This window comes from Nonomuraea composti (assembly GCF_012034275.1).
Classification (GTDB): Bacteria; Actinomycetota; Actinomycetes; order Streptosporangiales; family Streptosporangiaceae; genus Nonomuraea; species Nonomuraea composti.
On the sequence record NZ_JAATEP010000023.1, the window covers coordinates 156,042 to 176,183 of the forward strand.

15 protein-coding genes are annotated in these 20,142 nt (G+C 72.8%); 6 read left to right on the plus strand and 9 right to left on the minus strand.

Annotation, left to right across the window (positions count from 1 at the left end):
* Nucleotides 1-2: 2 nt before the first annotated feature.
* From HCN51_RS29970 to HCN51_RS29980, 3 genes are all read right to left on the minus strand, one after another.
* A complete protein-coding gene (locus tag HCN51_RS29970) occupies nt 3-2,210 on the minus strand; it encodes a SulP family inorganic anion transporter (RefSeq protein ID WP_240973374.1) in 2,208 nt (735 codons plus the stop codon).
* A 105-nt stretch (nt 2,211-2,315) separates the two neighbouring features.
* Complete coding sequence (locus HCN51_RS29975; RefSeq protein WP_168013829.1) at nt 2,316-3,767, minus strand: hypothetical protein; 1,452 nt, start codon at nt 3,765-3,767, stop codon at nt 2,316-2,318.
* 184 nt (nt 3,768-3,951) lie between these two features.
* Nucleotides 3,952-4,470, minus strand: coding sequence for a YbhB/YbcL family Raf kinase inhibitor-like protein (locus HCN51_RS29980; RefSeq protein ID WP_206068035.1), 519 nt, complete (start codon nt 4,468-4,470; stop codon nt 3,952-3,954).
* 725 nt (nt 4,471-5,195) lie between these two features.
* Between HCN51_RS29980 and HCN51_RS29985 the strand changes: the two genes are divergently transcribed.
* Together HCN51_RS29985 and HCN51_RS29990 are read left to right on the plus strand one after the other, a co-directional pair.
* Nucleotides 5,196-5,708, plus strand: a complete 513-nt coding sequence (locus HCN51_RS29985; RefSeq protein WP_186404346.1) for a PH domain-containing protein — start codon at nt 5,196-5,198, stop codon at nt 5,706-5,708.
* Nucleotides 5,709-6,025: 317 nt separating this feature from the next.
* The gene (locus HCN51_RS29990; RefSeq protein WP_206068036.1) at nt 6,026-7,498 is read left to right on the plus strand and encodes a PH domain-containing protein; all 1,473 of its coding nucleotides are present in this window, start codon (nt 6,026-6,028) and stop codon (nt 7,496-7,498) included.
* A gap of 289 nt (nt 7,499-7,787) precedes the next feature.
* On the opposite strand, the gene sepH is transcribed toward HCN51_RS29990, so the two are convergent.
* Nucleotides 7,788-10,259, minus strand: coding sequence for a septation protein SepH (gene sepH / locus HCN51_RS59900; protein WP_240973375.1), 2,472 nt, complete (start codon nt 10,257-10,259; stop codon nt 7,788-7,790).
* Between the two features lie 160 nt (nt 10,260-10,419).
* On the minus strand, nt 10,420-11,367 hold the full coding sequence (locus HCN51_RS30000; protein WP_168013833.1) for a protease inhibitor I9 family protein: 948 nt from the start codon (nt 11,365-11,367) through the stop codon (nt 10,420-10,422).
* 114 nt (nt 11,368-11,481) lie between these two features.
* Between HCN51_RS30000 and HCN51_RS61560 the strand changes: the two genes are divergently transcribed.
* A complete protein-coding gene (locus tag HCN51_RS61560; protein ID WP_277350120.1) occupies nt 11,482-12,267 on the plus strand; it encodes a hypothetical protein in 786 nt (261 codons plus the stop codon).
* Here the strand turns inward: HCN51_RS61560 and HCN51_RS30010 are convergent.
* The 3 genes from HCN51_RS30010 to HCN51_RS30020 form a co-directional block, all read right to left on the minus strand.
* Nucleotides 12,264-13,544, minus strand: a complete 1,281-nt coding sequence (locus HCN51_RS30010) for a D-arabinono-1,4-lactone oxidase (RefSeq protein WP_168013835.1) — start codon at nt 13,542-13,544, stop codon at nt 12,264-12,266. The genes HCN51_RS61560 and HCN51_RS30010 overlap by 4 nt on opposite strands.
* Nucleotides 13,545-13,589: 45 nt before the next feature.
* Complete coding sequence (locus HCN51_RS30015; RefSeq protein WP_346433849.1) at nt 13,590-14,267, minus strand: polysaccharide deacetylase family protein; 678 nt, start codon at nt 14,265-14,267, stop codon at nt 13,590-13,592.
* A gap of 99 nt (nt 14,268-14,366) precedes the next feature.
* Nucleotides 14,367-15,569, minus strand: coding sequence for an MFS transporter (locus tag HCN51_RS30020; protein WP_168013839.1), 1,203 nt, complete (start codon nt 15,567-15,569; stop codon nt 14,367-14,369).
* A 92-nt stretch (nt 15,570-15,661) separates the two neighbouring features.
* On the opposite strand from HCN51_RS30020, the gene HCN51_RS30025 reads away from it, so the two are divergent.
* Nucleotides 15,662-16,858 (plus strand): lytic murein transglycosylase, encoded by a 1,197-nt coding sequence (locus HCN51_RS30025; RefSeq protein ID WP_168013841.1) that lies wholly within the window; start codon nt 15,662-15,664, stop codon nt 16,856-16,858.
* Here HCN51_RS30025 and HCN51_RS30030 read toward each other — a convergent pair.
* On the minus strand, nt 16,849-17,799 hold the full coding sequence (locus HCN51_RS30030; protein WP_168013843.1) for a ferrochelatase: 951 nt from the start codon (nt 17,797-17,799) through the stop codon (nt 16,849-16,851). The genes HCN51_RS30025 and HCN51_RS30030 overlap by 10 nt on opposite strands.
* Nucleotides 17,800-17,810: 11 nt before the next feature.
* On the opposite strand from HCN51_RS30030, the gene HCN51_RS30035 reads away from it, so the two are divergent.
* Both HCN51_RS30035 and HCN51_RS30040 read left to right on the plus strand, forming a co-directional pair.
* On the plus strand, nt 17,811-19,832 hold the full coding sequence (locus tag HCN51_RS30035; protein WP_168013845.1) for a S9 family peptidase: 2,022 nt from the start codon (nt 17,811-17,813) through the stop codon (nt 19,830-19,832).
* The coding region (locus tag HCN51_RS30040; protein ID WP_277350121.1) for an inositol monophosphatase family protein at nt 19,832-20,142 on the plus strand (311 nt) is incomplete at its 3' end. The genes HCN51_RS30035 and HCN51_RS30040, both read left to right, overlap by 1 nt.

Consider the following 20,142-nt stretch of genomic DNA (forward strand, 5'->3'; position numbering starts at 1 on the left):
CTTCATTCTTCGCCCGCCACCACCGGGCGATCGAACGGCTTCACGCAGAGCGTAGGACGCAGCGGCGGCACCAGGTGCACCCTGGCCGACCCGATGTCGAAGAACAGGCCCACCAGCTCCAGCCTGCCCTCCCGCACCTGCTCGTCGACCTTGCGGTAGGTGCGCAGGTTCTCGAGCTGCTGCTGCACGTTGACCCGGCACAGCACGTCCAGCGCCCCGGCGTGCAGCCGGTCGCCCTCGGTCTCGATGAACGTGGCCAGGCTGTGGTTCCCGTGCCGCAGCCACCGGCGCAGCCCCGGCAGGCTGCCCGCCCGCACGCCGCCGCTCAGCACCCCGGCCATCGCGCCGCAGCCCGAGTGCCCGCACACGGTGATCGTGCGCACCCCCAGCACCTGCGTGGCGTACTCGATGGCGGCCACCACCGAGTCGTCGTGCGGCTCGGAGCCCCTGCGCGGCACCAGGTTGCCGATGTTGCGCACGGTGAACAGGTCGCCGGGGCCGCTGGCGGTGATCAGGCTGGGCATGATCCGCGAGTCGGCGCACGTGATGAACAGGTGCGAGGGCTGCTGCTTGCGGGCCAGCTCGGTGAAGATGGGCTTGACGAGCGGCGCCGTGCTGCGGTGGTACTCGCGCGTCCCCGCCGTGACCAGGCACTCCGAGACCCCTTCCGGCGGCACGGTGACCGGTTCGGTGCCCCGGCGGCGCTGCGCCCACGGCAGCCACCAGCGGTCCGGCGCCTTCAGCGGCGACTTGGCGGGCAGCGTGCGCGCCCCGCTGGCCGCCAGCGCGTACCACTCGTCGTGCAGCTCGTCGATGACCACGGTGCCGCCCATGCGCTCGTGGTCCAGCCGCCAGGAGTGGATGGCCTCGAAGGCGCCGTTGTCCATGAAGTCGATGTTCAGGTCGAGGTCCACGGCGGCGCCCGAGGGGATCGTCCGCAGCTCGTGTGTCAGCCTCGGCACCCCCAGGAAGGTCAGCGACCCCGAGATCGTCACGCGGGTGCGCCCGTCGCGGTCGTCCCGCTTGCGTACGGTCACCCAGGTCAGGCGGCGCAGCGCGAGCAACGCGGCCAGCGCCAGCCCCGCCAGCACGCCCTCGGCCAGCCCCAGCAGGATCACGGCGACCATCGTCACCACGTACACCGGCACCTCGCCGTGCCCGTGCACCTTCTTGATGTGACCCAGGTTCACCATCTGCACGCCGATGAACACCAGCAACGCGGCCAGCGCCTCCAGCGGGATCAGCGTGATCGACCAGCCGAACCCCACCGCGAACACCAGCACCCACACCCCGTGCAGGATCGCCGCCCAGCGCGTACGGGCGCCCGCCCGCACGTTCGCGGTGCTGCGCACGATCACCCCGGCCACGGGCAGCCCGCCGAGCGCCCCGGCGACCATGTTGGCCACGCCCTGCCCGGTCAGCTCCTGGTCGAGGTCCACCCGCCGCCCGCCGTGCATCCCGTCGACCGCGACCGAGCACAGCAGCGACTCGCACCCGGCCAGCAACGCCACCAGCAGCACCGAGGCCACGATGAGATGCCAGTCGCCCTGCGGCAGCACGGGGAACCCCCACTCCGCGAAGCTGCCGGACAGGTCCACCCGCGTCACGTCCCAGCCGAACGCCCACGCCGTCCCCGCCGCCGCGGCGAGCGCCGCCAGCGGCGCCGGGACCGCCCTGAACACCCGGGGCAGCCGCGTCCACACCGCCAGCACGGTGATCGTCAGGATGCCGATGGCCACCTTCGGGCCGTGCAGGTCGGCGATCTGGCCGGGCAGCTCCAGCACGTTCGCGACGGCCGACTTCTGCGGGCTGCCGCCGAGCACCACGTGGAGCTGGGCGAGCGCGATGATGACGCCGACGGCGGCGAGCATGCCGTGGATCACGGCCGGCGACACCGCCAGCGCCGCCCTGGCCGCCTTGAAGACTCCCAGCAGGAGCTGCACGGCCCCGGCCAGCAGGGTGATCATGCACGTGGCCCGCCAGCCGTACGTGTGCACGAGGTCCACGACCACCAGCGACAGCCCGGCGGCGGGCCCGCTCACCTGGACGGCCGAGCCGCCCAGCGCGCCCGCCACGACGCCGCCCACCACGGCGGCGATCAGCCCGGCCGCCAGCGGTGCTCCCGAAGCCATCGCGATGCCCAGAGAGAGGGGCACCGCGATGAGGAAGACGACGAGCGAGGCCGGCACATCGTGCCGCAGGGTGCTCATCCAGCTACTCTGCGTGTCGCGGAACATGGGCCAAACCCTATTGCTCCGACACCCCCGCTTTATGGGGCCATCGCGCTGGTTTTACCCATTAATGGGTACGGCGGGTCACCGGTAGTAGTCGTGCGGCAGGTCCGGGTCCTGGCCGCGCCGGTGGTTGCCCCGGCCGTTCGGCTGCGCGGGCTGACCGGGCCGGCCCCCGTTGCCCGCCGTCGGCGGGTCGGGCCACGCGGCGGGGCTGGTGGTGATGTCGCCGGTCTCGTACGCGCCCGCCGCGAACGGGGAGACGGGCGGGGCCGGCGGCGTCGGGGCCGACAGCACGTCGTAGTTGGAGACCGCGCGGCCGGGCACGGTCGGCGTGCCGGTGGCGGCGGAGGGGCCGGTCAGCGGGTCGGAGTCGTCGGCCACGGCCCAGCCGGAGCGCACCTCGTAGGAGGCGGGATAGGACGAGCGCGCGGCGGGCTGCTCGAACGCCGGCCACGAGCTGGCTCCGCTGTAAGGAACGGAGGGGGCGGGGGCCGGGTCGTCGAGGATGTCCGCCGAGGCGGCCCAGGCGCCGGACGAGGTGCCCGCGGGCGGCTGCGTCCAGGTGGTCTCCAGCGGGTCGCCCGCGCCGCCGTTGTAGGCGGGGAACGGGTCGCTCGTCGGAGCACCGTGGATGGGCGCGGGGCTGACGGGGAAGTTGCCGCTGGAGGTGGCGCTCACGGCGGGGAAGGAGCCGCTGCCGTGCGCGGCCGGACGGGCGCTGCCCGGAACGGCGTTGGAGGAGACCGTGTTGGGGACGGGCGAGGGAGTGGGCCTGGGCGCCGGCCTGGGGGAGGAAGCAGGCTCGGAGCGCGTGGGGGCGGGCACCGGCTGGGCGCCCGCGCCGAGGATGCTCATCACGTCGGCGGTCGGCGCCGCGAACGTCATCGTGCGCTGGTCGGCCAGCTCGGCCTGGCTGGGGGTGCGCTTCTGCGGCTCGACCAGGTCGGCGAGGCCCGCCGCCGCGGCGGCGGGCTGGCGCTGCGGCAGAGGCGCCTGAATGGTGGCCGCGTTGGGGTCGACGCCCGTGGAGGCGGAGGCGGCGGCGGGACGCGGCTTGGAGGAGCGCTCGCGCTTGGCGGGACGGTCGGCACGGCGCTCGGCCGGGGCGGGGACCCGCTCGGTGCCCTCGACGGGACGGGAGGCGGCCTTCCTGGCGGCCACCGTGCCCCCGGCGCCGAACTCGCCCTCCTCCGCGTCACTGCGGATGTTGGCCCAGAACTCCTCGTCATCGTCGTCGTTGGTGGGGTTGCCCCACTCGTCGACGCCGCGCCGGCCACGCTGGCCGGTGCGGACGGGTTTCGGCTTGACCTCGTCGATGGGACTGAAGTCGGGGCTGAAATTGGCCATCCGCGGCTCATGCTTCGCGAACTCGTCCGTCGAACGAGTCTGCGTCTGCTCCTCCTTCTCGGCCATCTCCTTCAACCGCTCAGGAGGCAGCGAGCTCTCCCTGCGGTTCATCGAGCGCATGCCCAGTGCCACGACGACGAGCACGAGGAGCACGACAGCGACCAAGCTCACTACGACCGCGATCATTGCACCACCCTCAAAGCCATGGCCTCCCTCTGGCACCGATGAGATCGCGCGGCCATCGACGCGATCTGCCCCCTTTGATCACCAGTGCCTAACAATTGGATCTGATTGTGTCGGACCACTATGAGAGTTGTCACACCCTACGTGAATAATTGGTACACCGGCACTACCTGCCGTGATCGGCCTCTCACTGGATGTCCACCGCCGTGAGACGGCCGCGGGCGATGGTCTGCTCCGCGATCTTCTTCAGGACCGCGGGCAGCGGGGAGCCCGCCGGCAAACCGACCTTGCCGCTCAGCGTGTACACCGTGAAACGGTAGCTCGCCTTTTCTTCGCACGGCGGCTCGTAGCCCACCTTGCCACTGGTCACTTGGGCCTGCCCCGAGCCCTCGGGCGGGTCGGCGGCGGCGTTGGGGCCCAGCTCCGTCGTGGTAGCCGGGATGTCGTAGAGGACCCAGTGCACCGCGGACCTGTCGGCCGTGTGACTGTCGACCACGATGGCGATCGACTTGGCCTTGGCCAGCGGCTGGCTGGACCAGCGCAGCGGCGGGCTGCCCTGATCGCCCTTGCAGGAGTATTCGCTGGGCAGCGGCTTGCCCTCGCGCAGCTCAGGACTGGAGACGTTGATCTCGGCGATGTCCTGCGCCTGGGATCTGCCGATGAAGCTGAGACTGGCGCAACCCGTCAGGGACAAGGCGAGCGCCACCGCTGTCACACTGACAGCGGAGCGTCGCACACGCGATGCCGTTTTACACAGCCCCATGCCGGACGATGCTACGCGGCTCTCGGCGGTGCGCAGACCGTTTCTCGATGGTCGGTGGTCGGTAAAGGATCCGAAAAGCGCAAGAATGAGGGCATTCGCGTAGTGAGGTTGGCCACAGCGAGGCGCGCTCAGCTCGTGGATCCGGGTCACCGGGGGAGCGCCGCCCGCCTGCTGCAACGGGGGTGGAGGGCGGCGGGCGAGGGGTGCGCGGGCGACCCCGACGAAACGGACATCGGTTTCGGACCGGGACCGCCGCAAAAACCAGGTGCGCCAGCCCGTCGCGAGGGGGTAAAAGCAGCCCCCTCTTCGGGGACGCGGCCGTGCCTGGGGCGTGGACGGCTTGACGCGGCCGTGGGCGGTGGACGGCTTGACGCGGCCGTGGGCGCGTACGGCGGCTGCCACGTCGCGTGAGGCGCTCGCGCAGTGGTGCGGTCACGCGCTGGCCGGGCCTGGCTTGGCACGTACGTGGCGCCGCCGACGTGGCCAAGCTCGACAGCCTGCGGCCGGCCGCCACCGAGCATGGCACCGGCGCCGATCCAGGTGGCCGCAGACACGCCGGAACGCCCTCCGGATCTTTACCGACGGGAATCCGCGCCCGCTCGTCCCTTTTCCGGGCCGCTGGCAGATCGCCCGCCGGGTTCGCGCCATAAGCTGGCCTTGTGACGTCAATGGGCGCTCTGCGCGATCCGGCGAACCGCGTCTCGCCCAAGGCCATCCGCATGTGGCTGCTGGAGTCGCTGGTCGCCTTCGTGTTCTTCCTGGGGGGCTCGCTGCTGGTGTCGCGGTGGCTCGACGGGAGCGACTGGTCATGGGTGCCGAGATGGCTGGCCGCCGACGCCTGGCTCCTGCCCGCCGCCGTCGTCGTGGTGACGCTGCCGTTCCTGGTGGCCGAGCCGTTCGTACGGTACTTCGTACATCGCTGGGAGCTTTCTGGGGACGTCGTCTACGCCCGGTCGGGGTTCCTGACCAGGGAGTGGGTGTTCGTGCCTGTGAGCCGCATCCAGACGGTCGACAAGGGGCAAGGGTGGTTCGAGCGGATGCTCGGTCTGGCCACGCTCGAGATCCGCACGGCGTCGCACGCGGGCTCCTCGACGATCAAGGGGCTCGACTACCGGGTGGCGGCGGAGCTGGCCGAGCAACTCGCGCGCCGGGCCGAGCAGCTCAGGGACGACGCGACATGACCGACCCCCACCCCGACGACCCGACCCCCACCGACCCGGACCACCCCACCGGCCCTCCTGACGACCGCGCCTCCACCGGCTGGGCGTCGCCCACGCCACCTCCGCCTCCGCCGGGTGGTGGCGGGCCATGGCCGGCGCCCGGCGGTCCGGCACGGGGAGCGGAGGGGCCGTACCCCGCGCCCGGGACGCCGTTCGCGGGGCCGCAGGCGCCACACCCCGGACCTGGAGGGCCGTTCCCCGGGCCCGGCGGGCCGTTTCCCCAGCCTGGAGGGCCGTTTCCCGGGCCTGGCGGGCCGGGGCCCTGGCAGCAGCCGCCCATGGGGCGGGCGCCTCAGCGGCTCAGCCCCAAGGTGCTGCTCATCGACCCCGTGCGCATGCTGCCCTCACTCCTCCTCCCCCTGGTCGGGGTCCTGTTCGTGGGGGGCTTCTCGGCCAGGTCGTACGCCTACGCCGCCGCCGGGGTGTTCGCCGCCGTGGTGTTCTCGACCATCCGGTGGGTCACGTTCACGTACGAGATCGTCGGCGACCGCCTGGAGACCAAGCGGTCGCTGATCAGCCGCTCCGTCCGCACCATCCCCCTCGAACGCATCCGCGGCGTCGACGTCTCCACCCCGCCCCTGCACCGCCTGCTCGGCCTGACCATCCTCAAGATCGACACGGGGGCGAGCGGCGGCGAGGAGGAGGCCAAGCTCGCCGGCGTCTCCCTCGACGAGGCCGAACGCCTCAAAACGCTCCTCCTGCGCCGCACCGCCGAGCCCGCCGCGCACCCGGACCTCCCGCACGCCGCCCCCGGCCCCAAGGAGCGGCCCATCATCGGGGTGCCGCGCCGCTGGCTCCTGTACGGGCCGCTGTCCGGCGCGTACCTGCTCACCCCGTTCGCCTTCGTCGGCGGCGCCATCGGGCTGGCCTTCCAATGGGGCGACGACCTCGGCCTCAGCCAGGACGACGCCCTCACCGCCGGCGAGTGGCTCTGGGGGCACCCCTACCTCCTGCTGGGCGTCGCGGTGCTGCTGGTGCTGGCGATGCCGTTCGCGGGCGGCCTCATGTACGCGGTCTTCAACTGGAACTTCGTCCTCAAACGCCGCGACGGCTACCTCGTCGCCGAACGCGGGCTGGTCAACCGGCGCAGCGTGTCGCTGGAGTCCAAGCGGGTGCGCGGCTACGAGATCGTGGACGGCCTGGCCGAACGGTGGGCCGGAGTCGTCCGCGTCTGGGCCATCGTGACCGGTCTCGGCGACTCGGAGACGCGCGGCCAACTCCTGCCGGACGTGCCGCGCCACGTGGCGTTCCAGGTCACCGGCGACGCCATCGGCCCCTACCGGTCCGGCCTGCGGCCCCATCCGCCCGTCGCGCGCAGGCGCCGCCTGTTCCGCGCCGTCTTCCCGTGGCTCCTGGTGGCCCTGGCGGGCGTCGCCGGCCTCTGGGCCACCGGCAGCGTCGCCTGGTGGGTGCTGCTGGTGCTGGCGCTGCTCATGGCCGGCGTCGGGGTGCCGCTGGGCCTCGACCGGTACGCCTCCCTCGGGCACGGCTACGACGGCGGACGCCTCGCGGTGCGGTCGGGCTCGCTGCGACGATCCCAAGCCGTCGTCGAACGCCGGGCCGTGGTCGGGTGGCGCCTGCGGCAGACCTGGTTCCAGCGGCAGGCCGGGGTGCTCACGCTGATCGCCGGGGTCGGGGCCGGGAAGGGCGGATACTCGGCGATCGACGTCGCGGAGGCGCAAGGGGTGGACTTCGCCGCCGAGGTCACGCCGGAGTGGCTGGCACCGTTCCTGGAGCGCGACGGCTCTTGATCGGAGGCGGCGAGGTCGGACGCACCGGCTCTGCATACGCGTTGGCGAGGTCGGGCGCGTCGGCTCTGCATACGCGTCGGCGAGGTCGGGCGCGTCGGCTCTGAGCGCGTGGCCGATTTTGGCCGGGCCGCGTCGAGCGGCGGGGGCGGGCGTGGAGGGGCTCTTCGTGCGGGCGTGGAGGGGCTCTTCGTGCGGGCGTGGAGGGGTTCCCGGCGCGTGGCCGCCGCTTCCCGCAGGGCTTGCCGTAGGGGTGTGCGTGGCGGCGTGAGGGTGGTGTCGGCCTGTGCGGTCAGTCCTGGCGGCGGGCGCCGAACATGATCTCGTCCCAGGTCGGCACCGACGCCCGGCGGCCCCTCGAACCCTTCCGCGCCGGACGCGCGGCCGGAGCGGGCGGCGGGGACGGCACCGGAACGGGCGGCTCCTCCTTGCTCTCGTCCTTGCCCGCCCGCGCCGCCGGCACCGCCGCGGGGGCGGGCTTCGGCTTGGGCTGGGGTGCGGGCGGCTTGCTCTCCTGAACGGGCTCCGGCTGCGCCGCCTCCTTCTCCGCCGCGGCCGGCTCCTCAACCACCGGCGCCGGCTCGGACGCGGCCTGCTCCTCGGGCACGGCCTGCTCCTCGGGCACTGCCTGCTTGCCGGGCGTGGTCGGCGACTCGGAAACGACCGGCTCCGGCGCGGACTCCTCCGGCTGCTCGCCAGCGGCCACCTGCTCGACGGCCTGCTCGGCGGCAGCGGGCGTGGACTCCGCCGTCGCGGCCGGTTCCGCGCTCGCGGCCACCGTGGGGCTGCCGGCTTGCGCGGGGCTTTCGGCCGGCGCTGCGCCGGCGGCAGGGGCAGGGGCAGGGCTCTCGGCCGGCGCTGCGCTGGCGGCGGCTGCCGGGGCCTCTGCCTGTGCGGTGCTTGCGGCCGGGGCAACCTGAGCGGGTGCCGAGGGCGCCGAGGATGCCGTGGTCTCCGGCGCGGTGGCCGCAGCGTCGGCGCTGCTCGTAGTCGCGGTGCCCGTGTCCGGTGCCGTGCCGACGGCGGGCTCGGCCTTGGGCGCCTCGGCCTGCACGGCGGACGAAGCCTCCGGAGCCTGCGCCTCCGGCGAGGCCACGGCTGCCTGCGGCGCATCGGCGGCGGCCTCTGGCTGCGGTGAGGTGACGGCTGCCTGCGGCTGCGACGCGACAACGGCGGCCTCCGGCTGCGGTTGCGGCGGGGCGGCGGCGGCCTGAGGCTGCGGTGCGGTGGTCGTTTCTGGCTGCGGCTGGGCCGGGGCTGCGGCGGCCTCGGGCTCCGTGACGGTGGCAGGCTCCTTGGCGGCCTCCGCGCCTGCGGCTGCCGCAGCGGCCGGGGCGGCCGGGGCGGTCTGAGCGGGTGCCGAGGGCGCCGTGGCCTCCGGCGTGGTGGCCGCAGCGTCGGTGGTGCTCGACGAGGCGGCCGGGCTCTGTGCGCCGGTGTCGGTGGCGCCGGACGGGGCCGTGCCTGCGTGCGGCGCAGGTGCGCCGGCCACTTCCGCCCTGGGTGCGGGCACCGGTGCCGCAGGCGGCTTGGGCTCAGCGGCCGGACGCGCGGGAGCCGTGGCATCGGCGTGCGAGCCTGCCCCGGCCTGAGCGGCCGGCTCAGCCGGAGAATCGGCCTGAGCGGCGGGAGTGGCGGACCCGGCCTGAGCGGCGGGCTCGGCGTGAGCGCCGGCCTGGACGGCGGGCTCGGCCTGGGCGGCGGGTGTGGGCTCGGGGGTCGCGGTGGCGGGGCGGGGGGTGGGGGTGTCCGCGGACGGTGGTGCCGGGGGGCGGGTGTCGGGGCGGGCCGAGGGCGGGGTGGCGGGGGCGTAGATGGAGTCGTGCTCCGCCCGCCCGGACCCGAAGTCGGGCAGCCATGGCGAAGACCCGCCGCGGCGGGACGTGGTGTCGCCGGGGCGGGTGTAGCCGGTCTCGCGGGCGGGCGGCTCGGGACGGAAGGGCTCGCGGGCGGGCGAATCGTCTCTGGCCGGCGGGTCGAAGGGCGCTTCGCGGGACGGCGTGTAGGCCGTTTCCGCGGACGGCTGGAAGGGGGGTTCCTCGGGCTCGCCCCGTACCACGGAGGGGAACGGCAGGGCGTCGGATGAGGAGGAGGAAGAGGAGGCGAGCGGGGGGACCGGCTGCAGCTTGGCGACGCGCGGCGCGAACGGGGTGACCGTGGTGTCCTCCACCACGGCGGGCTCGGGGTCGAAGTCGGCGGACGACAGCCGCATGGCCTCGTCGTCGTGCGGGGTGACGTGCCGCTTGCGCGGGTCGAACAGCCATTCGGCGTGGCGGGTGTGACCGTTCCAGACGTAGCCGAGCTTGACCCGCCACAGGCCGTCGTCGCGCTTGGCGCTGTCCCAGTCGATCTCGTCGGTGGGGACGCCGCGCCTGGTCAGCCGCTCGGCGACGAGGTCGCCGAGGGTGGGGCCCGGAGCGGATTCGCCGGGCATGCGGACGGCGACGCGTTGCGCCTGCTGGGCGACGTACTCCCGCTCCTGGAGCACAGGCCCCTCGAACCAGCGGACACGCTCGACCGGGATCCCGGCGGTCGCGGCGATCTCCTCCGCCGTTTCTCCGGCGCGGATGCGGGCCTGGATCTCCTTGGGGCGCAACGGACTCTCCACTTCGATCTCGTACTGGCCGAGACGGGAGAAGTTGCCGCGGACGGCAGCACGGAGCCGGTCGTCCACGGGAAGCGTGAAGCGCGTACCCCGTCCGGCAGTAGCCAGCACGAGGTAGGTGCCGTCCTCACTCACCGCGACGAGTCGGAGCTCCTGCATGCGAGTCCCTTCGTCAGCGTCGCCATTCTTCCCCCGGACCCTTGAGTCTCTCGCGTGTGCCGGTTGCCTGCCAGCACCGTACCCGGCATGTCCGAACATCGCCTTCCTGGGATAGCCCCGGGGCGATGTGACGCCGGTCACATTTGTGGTGTCCATCCCTCTAGAGCCCGCCGTTGCGTACCAGGAGGTTATTTGGCCTCGACGGGTTCTGGCGAATCGTGCCCCGGGCCGTGGTGCAGTCGAGCCGGGCGGCGAGGGTGGCGGGGTCGGCGTCCGGATGGCGTTCGAGGTGGCGGGCGGCGGCTCCGGCGAGGTGCGGGGCGTGGGCGGAGAACGCCCGCCCGTCGGGGGTGAGCCGGCAGGCGCCGCCGTTGGCGGCGCCGACGACGAACACGCCCGACTGGACGAGCGAGCGCGCGGATCTGGCGAGGGCGGGCGAGTCGGCGCCGTCGGTCGGCAGGACGGCGACGGAGGGGCCGCGGGCGTGCCGGTGGATCCAGTCGAGCCCGGCCAGGACGTCGGCGAGCGTGCCGGAGCCGCCGCAGCCGAGCACGCGTACGGAGGCGATGCCCGCTTTGGGGGCGACGGCGTGGGTGTAGGCGGCGACGCGGGTGCCGTGGCCGCCGCAGGGCCGCCCGGTGCCGCCGGTGGCGTCGAAGGCGCGCCAGGCCCGGTCGCCGAACGCGGGGCGGCGGATGGCGACGCCGCTGTCCAGGACGTACACGGTGGTGCCGGCGCCGCCCGCCTTGATCGCGGGCGGGTGCTCGGGGGCGCGTACCGGCATGGGGTGGATCTGGCGGTCCGGCTCGATGGTGCGCACGCGCGGGTCGGCGCGCAGCTCGTCCAGCTCGGTGGGGGTGAGGAAGGTGGCGAATCCGGGCAGCGCCGAGGTGTAGTAGCGGCGCACCCGCCAGCGCACCTCGCCGACGAGGTCGCGGGCGGCCTCGCGGTCGCGCGCGGTGACGATGTACGGGCGGGCGGGCTCGGGATGGTCGGGACGCAGGGCGAGCCCTGAGGCGGGCGTCATGGCGAGAGGGACGGCGGTCGTGGCGGCCGTTGCCACGGCCGCGGCGAGGTACACGGAGGGCAGGCCGAGTCGTCGGGGCACGAATGGCAAGGATGCCTGTCACGCAGGTCACAGGAACAACAGGACACGCACTCGCGTCTATTCACGAGACAGGTCTTTACCGAACGAGGGGCTAGGAAGGACTGATCTGGAGGGATGAGCGGCGAGCAGCGGAGGTTCGAGCTGAGCGTGCCGCAGATCCTGGGAAGTGCGCTGGCCGCGGTGACGGCGGCGGTGGCGGCGTCGTATCTCGGCGTGGCGGGCACCGTGATCGGGGCGGCGGTGGTCAGCGTCGCCAGCACGGTCGCCACGGCCGTCTACACGCACTATCTCAAGCAGACGGGGGAGCGGGTCAAGCAGCACACGCCGCTGATCATCAGGCGGGAGGAGCATCAGGGCGCGGAGCTTCAGGACGAGGGGCATCAGGACGAGGAGCGCCACGACGGGGATGGTTCCACGCTGGTGATGCCCGCGGTGCGCAGGTGGCGGTTGCCGTGGCTGAAGGTGGGGGTGGCGGCGTCGCTCGTGTTCGGGCTGAGCATGGGCGGCATCCTCGTCTACCAGGCGGCGGCGCAGCGGACGGTGCACGAGCAGGTCACGGGGAAGACGCCGGTGAAGGCGCAGAAGAAGCAGGAGGAGGAGCGGGCGCCGGTCGAGCGGGAGACGCGGAGCGTGGCGCCGCCCGCGTACCCGGATCCGCTGCCCAGCGTCCGGGACGACACCACTCCGCAGGCCGATCCGACCCCGACGCCCAGCAGGACGCCGAAGCCCACGCCGAAGCCGACGCCCACCCCGACGCCGACCCCGTCGGAGACGGTGGAGCCGTCGAGGGAGGGGACGACGAGCGCGCCGCCGCCCTCCCAGGAGGAGGACGAGCCGCCGGCCGACGAGGCGCCGTGGCACGACCACCAGGAGCGGGAGTACGACGCCCCGATGGGTTAGCCGCCGAGGACGGTGTCCAGGTAGGCGTTGGTGAACAGGCGATCGGGGTCGAGCCGGTCGCGCAGCCGGACGAAGTCGGCGAAGCGGGGGTAGACCTTGGCCAGGTAGGAGGCGTCGCGGGTGTGCAGCTTGCCCCAGTGGGGGCGGCCGTCCAGCCGGGTCATGATCTCCTCGACGCCCTCGAAGTAGGCGGGGTCCGGCGTCGGGCGGTAGACGTGGCAGGCGATGTACGCCGACGGCCGCCCGTACGCGGTGGACAGCCACGCGTCGCTGGGCGGCGTCACCCGCACCTCCACCGGGAAGGTGATCTTCCAGTCCATGCGTTCGACGAGGTCGCGGGTCTCGCGCAGGGCCTGGGCGAGGCGGTCGCGCGGCACGGCGTACTCCATCTCCAGGAAGCGCACGTCGCGCCGCGCGGTGAAGGCCCGGTACGACGCGTCGATCGACTCGGAGTCCCCGAGGGCGGCGGCGCTGACCTCGTTGATGCGGGGGATCAGATCAGGCAGGCGGGCGCCGAGCGCGCAGGCGGCGCCGAAGAGGGTGTTCTCCAGGAAGACGGTGTCGAGCCAGCGGCGGAACGCGCCGGGCGGCCGGGCCGGGCCGGGGCTGCGGTTGTTGGTCTTGACCAGGCACGCCTCGGTGTGCGGCAGCCAGAAGAAGTCGAGGTGCTCGTTGGCGGTGGTCAGCTCGTCGAGGGTGCCGAGGATGTCGCCGAGGGGGAGCTTGCGGCGCCGGTTGTGCAGCAGGAACGCGGGCTCCACCCGTAACGTGACGGTTGTCAGGACGCCGAGCGCGCCGAGGCCGACCCGGGCGGCGTCGAAGAGGTCGTCGCCGGGCGCGGCGGTGGCCACCGAGCCGTCGGCGAGCACCAGCTCCAGCTCGGTGACCTGGTCGGCGAGGCCGCCGCTGTCGCGTCCGGTGCCGTGGGTGCCGGTCTGGATGGCGCCGGCGACGGTCTGCTCGGTGATGTCGCCCATGTTGGCCAGGGCGAGGCCGCGCGCGGCGAGGAGCTCGTTCAGCACGCGCAGGGGCGTGCCGGCCTGGACGGTGACGCGGTCGCCCGCCCAGGCGGTGATGCCGGTGAGCGCGCCGGGCCGCAGCATGATGCCGTCGGTGAGCGCCACGCCGGTGAAGGAGTGCCCCGTGCCGACCATGCGGACCCGCCGCCCGGAGGCGGCGGCGTCGCGCACGGCCTGGACGACCTCCGCCACGGAGGACGGAGTGCGCACCTCGGCGGGGGTGCCCGACTGGTTGCGCGCCCAGTTCACGAAGACCACGGGGCACCCCTCCAGAGCATCGTTCCGGCTAAACGCGAACGATACTCACTTCTCCCAGCCTTCGGGAACGGGGTAGATGTCGCCGGGCTTCAGGTTCTCGTTCTTGACCACGTCGGAGACCGTGACGAGGTGGTAGCCCTTGCTCTGCAGGGTCTTGATGAGCGCGGGCATGCCGTCCACCGTCTGCTTGACCCAGTCGTGCATGAGGATGATCCCGTTGGGCTTGGCCACCGCGAGGGTCTGCTTCTGGATGGCGTCGACGTTCTTGGAGCTCCAGTCCTGGGAGCCCGCCGTCCACAGGATCATCGGCATGCCGAACTCGGCGGCGATGTCGGAGACCTGGAGGTCGGCCAGCCCGTACGGCGGGCGCAGCAGCTTGGGCTCGACGCCCGCCGCCTTCTTCACCGCGTCCTGGGTCTTCTGGATCTCGCTCTTGATCGTCCCGGCCTCGCTCTTGGTGAAGTCGGGGTGGCTGTAGCTGTGGTTGCCGAGCTCGTGGCCCTCGGCGGCCATGCGCTTGACGAACTGCGGGCGGCTCTTCACGTACTGGCCCTCAAGGAAGAACGTCGCCTTCGCGTCGTACTTCTTGAGCGTGTCGAGCAGCGTTCCCGCGTACTTGCCCGGCCCGTCGTCGAAGGTCAGCGCGATGCACTTGACCTGCTCACAGTCGACGGGCTCCTTCTTCGACGCCTGCGCGGACGCGGGGGCCGGAGCGAGGGTCACGCAAACAGCCGCGATAGCTAGAAGTGAAGTGATTTGTCGGGACATAACTAGTGCTTCCAGTGTGATGGGTGTTGCGAGGGATCCATCGACCGTAGCGGATCAGGTCTCCGAGGGTGAAGGCGCCGTCGGAAGTCTCAGCAAACCCGAACCTCCGATGCCGACGATCACGGCGAGGGCCGCGGCGGCGATGGAGAACACGTACGCGTCGGAGGCCCCGTACGTCTCGGTGAGCTGCCCGCCCGCCCACGAGCCGAGCGCCACGCCCAGCGTGATCGCGGTCGAGATCCACGCCATGCCCTCGGTGAGCAGCGACTGCGGCACCAGGCGCTCGGTGAGGGAGAAGCAGGTGATGAGCGTCGGCGAGATGGCGAACCCGGCCAGGAACAGCGCCGCCGCCATGATCCCCGGCGCGCTGATGAACAGGATCGGCAGCAGCCCCACCACGAACAGGGCCAGCGCCCGCACGAAGCGGGCACGCAGCGAGATCCGCCAGTTGCGCGAGCCGAACCACAGCCCCGACACCATCGACCCGCCCGCGAACGAGGCCAGCAGGAACCCCGAGGCCCACTTGACCCCCTGCTCCTGCGCGAAGGCCACCGTGATCAGGTCGACGGAGCCGAAGATCGCCCCCAGCGCGAGGGAGACGCCCGCCAGCAGCAGCACGCCGGGGATCAGGATCGGCGTGCCCCCCGACGACCTGACGACCTGCACGGGCGGCTGCGTACGCCGTTGCGCGGCCAGCGCGAGGGAGCCGCCCAGCATGCAGACCAGCGCCACGATCAGGCCGGCGTACGGGTTCACCGTGGTGGCGAGCACCGTGACCAGCGCGGGCCCCGTGACGAAGACCACCTCGTCGGCCACGGACTCGAAGGCGAAGGCGGTGTGCAGCCGGTCGGTGCCGCCGTAGATCACCGTCCAGCGGGCCCGCACCATGGAGCCGAGCGACAGCGACGTGGCGCCGATGACCAGCCCGGAGGCGTACAGCGTCCACTCGGGCAGCCCCGAGCCCGCGGAGATCATGAGGGCGGCCAGCGCCAGCGCGTTGACGGCGGCGAACGGCGGGATCACCCGGCTCTGCCCGAAGGTGTCGGCCAGCCGGCCCGACAGCGGGGCGGCCGCGGCGAAGGCCAGGTTCGAGGCGGCGCCGACGGCCCCGGCCGTGGCGTAGTTGTCGGTCAGCGCGGTGATCAGCAGGATGACGCCGATGCCGAGCATGGACATCGGCATCCGGCCGATGAGCCCCGCCAGCACGAACGCTTTCGTCCCGGGCCTCTCGAACAACCCCCGGTAAGGCCCGACCACGCTGTTTCCCCCTTACTCAAGCAGGCTAACCCTTGCGTACTTGTGTCCCGATGGCAAGTGGATTAGGGCCGGCGTGAGTTAACGTGTCCCGAGTGTCCGGTCTTCCCAGTGTTCGCGCGGTCATGCTCATGGTCATCGCCGTGCTCGTGGTCACCGCCGCGGCCGGCGGCATCGTGGTGATCATGGACGGTGACCTGCTCAGCAGCGCTCAGGAGCCCGTACGCGGCCGGCCCCGCGCCACCCAGCAGGCCACTCCGCGGCAGTCGCCCGCGCCCCGGCTCGACCAGCTCGTCCCCAACGCCGAGCCGGTCAAGGACTTCGGCGCCGGCGGCCCCGGCGTCACCTCCACGCCCGCCCGCGTGCTGGCGATCGCCCCCGGCGCCGTGCCCAAGGAGACCAGGCTCAAGCTGGCCGCGCTCAAGCACGTGCAGAAGGTCACCATCGTCGACGCGGGCGCCGTCAAGGTCTCCGGCACCGGCCTGAACCTGCTGGCCGTCGACCCCTCCGGGTTCCGCTCGTGGACCCCGCAGCCCGTCGCCGACCAGCCCGCCGTGTGGAGCGCGCTGGCCAGGGGCGAGCTGGTCGCCGACACCGGCGCGACCCGCAGGTACGGCATGATCCTCGGCGCCATGTACCAGGTGGACGGCGGGCCCAGGCTCCGCGTCGCCGCCACCGCCTCGCTCGGGCTGACCGGCGTGGACGGGCTGGTCAGCGCGGAGCTGGGCAGGAAGCTCGGGTTCGCGCAGGGCGTCGCGGTGCTGCTGCACGGCAAGGAGGGCAAGATCGGCGCGTCCGGCGTGCGCAGGCTGCTCGGCAAGGGCGCGCAGGTCGTCGTGCTCGACGCCGCCGCCCGCGAGGCCAAACAACAGCAGCCCGCCCAGCAGCAGCCCGAGCAGGTCAGCGTCGGCCGGCCCAGCAGCTACCTGGAGCTCTACAAGGCCGCCGCCACCCGCTGCCCCGGCCTGTCATGGACGGTGCTCGCCGCGATCGGCCAGGTCGAGAGCGGGCACGGGCGCAACAACGGCCCGTCGAGCGCGGGCGCACTAGGGCCCATGCAGTTCATGCCCGCCACCTGGAAGCACTACGGCGTGGACGGCGACGGCGACGGCAAGAAGGACATCTGGAGCCCGTACGACGCCGTGCCCGGCGCGGCGAACTACCTGTGCGCCAACAAGGCCGGGCAGGGCGGCGAGCGGCTGCGTAAGGCGATCTGGTTCTACAACCACTCGTGGGACTACGTGAACAAGGTCATGGGCATCGCCGAGGCGTACGCCAAGACCTACACCTGAGGCCGCCTCCGAGGAGGCGGGCAGCAGGTGAGCGGGCACGGCACCGGCTCGGGCTCCTCCATCAGCTCCCGCACCATCCGCACGAACCGCGGGTGCGTGCCCGCCGTCGCGGCCCGCTCCATCGGCAGGCCCAGCTCGGCCGCCACCGCCCTGGCCTCGGTGTCGAGGTCGTAGACGACCTCCATGTGGTCGGAGACGAACCCGATCGGCACCAGCACCACGGCCGGCGCCTCGATCTTGCGCAGGTGGTCGCAGACGTCCGGCTCCAGCCACGGCACCTGCGGCGGCCCGCTGCGCGACTGCCACACCAGATCCCACGGCTGCGTGCGGCCCAGCGCCTGGTTGACCAGCTCGGCGCTCCTGCGCAGCTGCGCCTCGTACAGGCCGCCCTCGGGGCCGGCGGTCTCGGCCATCGAGACCGGGATGCTGTGGGCGGTGAAGACGAGCCGGGCGTCGTCGCGGCCGAGCCGCTCCAGCGCCGCCCGCGTGTGGTCGGCCATCGCCGCCACGAACCCGGGATGCTCGCCGTAGTGGCGCATCTTGACCAGCTCGGGGCCGCCCTCGATCGAGATCCGCGCGATGTCCTCGTAGTACTGGCGGCAGCTCGAATAGCCCGCGAACGCCGACGTGGCGAAGACGGCGGCCTTCCTGACACCGTCGGCCTTCATCTGCCGCACGGTGTCCTCGCCGAACGGGTGCCAGTTGCGGTTGCCCCAGTAGACCGGCACGTCGAGGACCGGGCGCAGCGCCTCGACCAGGTCGCGGTTCTGCTGGTTGATCGGGCTGACCCCGCCGAAGCTCTGGTAGTGCTCGGCCACCTCGAGCAGGCGCTCGCGCGGCACGCCACGGCCGCGCACGACGTTCTCCAGGAACGGCATCACGTCGTCGGGACCCTCGGGGCCGCCGAACGACAGGACCAGCAAGGCGTCGTAAATACCCACGTGGCAACCCTATGCGGGAGTGTCGGCGGTCCCTCCCGCGAGGTAGGTTCGATCGAGTGAGCGCATTCAACGATATTCGCGACTATGTGGCCATTCCCCGGGTCCTTTCCCTCCGGCTTTCGCCCGATGGGTCCAAGCTGATCTCGACCGTGCAGTCCCTCAACCCCGACGGCAAGTCGTACGGCACCGCGCTCTGGGCCGTTCCGCTGGACGGCGAGCCGTACCGGCTGACGCGCTCGGCCAAGGGCGAGTCGGCCGCGGTCTTCACCGCCTCGGGCGACGTGCTGTTCACCTCCGCCCGTCCCGACCCGACCGTCAAGGACGCCGGCGAGGAGGTGCCCGCGCTGTGGCTGCTGCCCCGCGCCGGCGGCGAGGCCCGCCAGGTGGCCACCAGGCCCGGCGGCATCGGCGGCGTCCGCACGGCCGGCGACGTGGTCGTGTTCGTCTCCGACGTGCTCGACGGCGAGGAGTCGGCCGAGGAGGAGAAGCGCAAGGCCCGCAAGGAGGCCGGCATCAGCGCGATCCTGCACGAGGGCTACCCCGTCCGCTACTGGGACCACGACCTCGGCCCCGGCCGGCCCCGCCTGTTCGCGGCCAGGCTCGGCGCCGACCGCCTGGAGGACGTGCGCGACCTGACCCCCGACGCCGGCGACGCGCTGCGCGAGGGCGGCTTCGAGCTGACCCCCGACGGCGCCACCGTGATCACCACCTGGCGCGTCTACCTGCCCAAGGGTGAGTGGCGCACCGAGCTGGTCGCCATCGACGTGGCCACCGGCGAGCGGCGCGTCCTGCTGGCGGACGAGGCCCACGACTTCACCGGGCCGCTGGCGATCTCGCCCGACGGCACCAAGCTCGCCTGCGCCCGCGACCGCATCACCGGCCTCGACGTCTCCGCCCGCAGCGAGCTGTGGATCGCCGACCTCGCCACCGGCGAGGGCCGCGCGTACCTGCCCGACCTGTTCCCCTCGGACGTCGACTGGGCGCCCGACTCCTCCGCCGTCTACGTCGCCGCCGACTTCCAGGGCCGCCGCCCGGTCTTCCGCGTCCCGCTCGACGGGGAGCCCGCCAGGCTCACCGAGGACGACGCCTCCTACCTCGGCCTCAACCCGTCGCCCGACGGCCGGTGGGTCTACGCCCTGCGCAGCGCCGTCAACCTCGCGCCCGCCCCGGCCAGGATCGACGCCGCCACCGGCGAGATCGCCGACCTGCCCTCGCCCGCGCCGCGCCCCGAGGTGCCCGGCACGCTCACCGAGGTCACCGCCACCGCCGACGACGGCACCCCCATCCGCGGCTGGCTGGCCCTGCCCGAAGGCGCCTCCGCCGCCAACCCCGCGCCGTTCGTGCTGTTCATCCACGGCGGCCCGCTCGGCTCCTGGAACGACTGGCAGTGGCGCTGGCAGTCGTGGATCCTCGCCCAGCACGGGTACGCCGTCCTCATGCCCGACCCGTGCATGTCCACCGGCTACGGCCAGGAGATGATCGACCGCGGCTGGGGCAACTGGGGCCCGCGCACCCAGGCCGACCTCGACGCCATCGTCGACGCCGCCCTGGCCAGGGACGACATCGACAGCGAGCGCGTCGCCGCGATGGGCGGCTCGTTCGGCGGCTACATGGCCAACTGGCTGGCCGGCCACACCGACCGCTACAAGGCCATCGTCACCCACGCCTCGCTGTGGAACCTCGACCAGTTCTCCGGCACCACCGACGCCGCCATGTACTGGCAGCGCGAGTTCGGCCTGCCCGGCGGCGAGCGCTACTCGCTGCTGTCGCCGCACAACGCCCTCGACCGGATCACCACCCCGATGCTCGTCATCCACGGCGACAAGGACTACCGGGTGCCGATCGGCGAGGCCCTGCGGCTGTGGTGGGACCTGCGCCGCACCGAGGTGGACGCGAAGTTCCTGTACTTCCCCGACGAGAACCACTGGATACTCAAGCCCGGCAACATCATCGCCTGGTACGAGACCGTCCTCGCCTTCCTCGGCCAGCACGTGCTCGGCCAGGAATGGAAGCGCCCGGACTCGGTGGCCTGATGACCGAGCTCGAATTCCTCAGGCTCGCCGAGGAGATCGCCCGCGAGGCCGGCGACATGCTGCTGGCCAAGCGGCCCACGATGTCCGGCGAGATCGAGACCAAGTCCAGCCCCACCGACGTCGTCACCGCCCTCGACAAGGCGTCGGAAGAACTGATCCGCGAGCGCATCCTCGCCGCCCGGCCCGGCGACCGCATCCTCGGCGAGGAGGGCGGCGAGGAGCCCGGCGAGTCCGACGTGCGCTGGATCGTCGACCCGATCGACGGCACCGTCAACTTCCTGTACGGGCTGCCCGACTGGGCCGTCTCCAT

Coding starts and splice junctions, on each gene's coding strand:
- HCN51_RS61560 (WP_277350120.1), top strand. CDS start 11,482: ATGAGCGGCGAGCAGCGGAGGTTCGAGCTGAGCGTGCCGCAGATCCTG.
- HCN51_RS30035 (WP_168013845.1), top strand. CDS start 17,811: ATGCGGGAGTGTCGGCGGTCCCTCCCGCGAGGTAGGTTCGATCGAGTG.
- sepH (WP_240973375.1), bottom strand. CDS start 10,259: ATGCAGGAGCTCCGACTCGTCGCGGTGAGTGAGGACGGCACCTACCTC.
- HCN51_RS29975 (WP_168013829.1), bottom strand. CDS start 3,767: ATGATCGCGGTCGTAGTGAGCTTGGTCGCTGTCGTGCTCCTCGTGCTC.
- HCN51_RS29970 (WP_240973374.1), bottom strand. CDS start 2,210: ATGAGCACCCTGCGGCACGATGTGCCGGCCTCGCTCGTCGTCTTCCTC.
- HCN51_RS29990 (WP_206068036.1), top strand. CDS start 6,026: ATGGGGCGGGCGCCTCAGCGGCTCAGCCCCAAGGTGCTGCTCATCGAC.
- HCN51_RS29985 (WP_186404346.1), top strand. CDS start 5,196: ATGGGCGCTCTGCGCGATCCGGCGAACCGCGTCTCGCCCAAGGCCATC.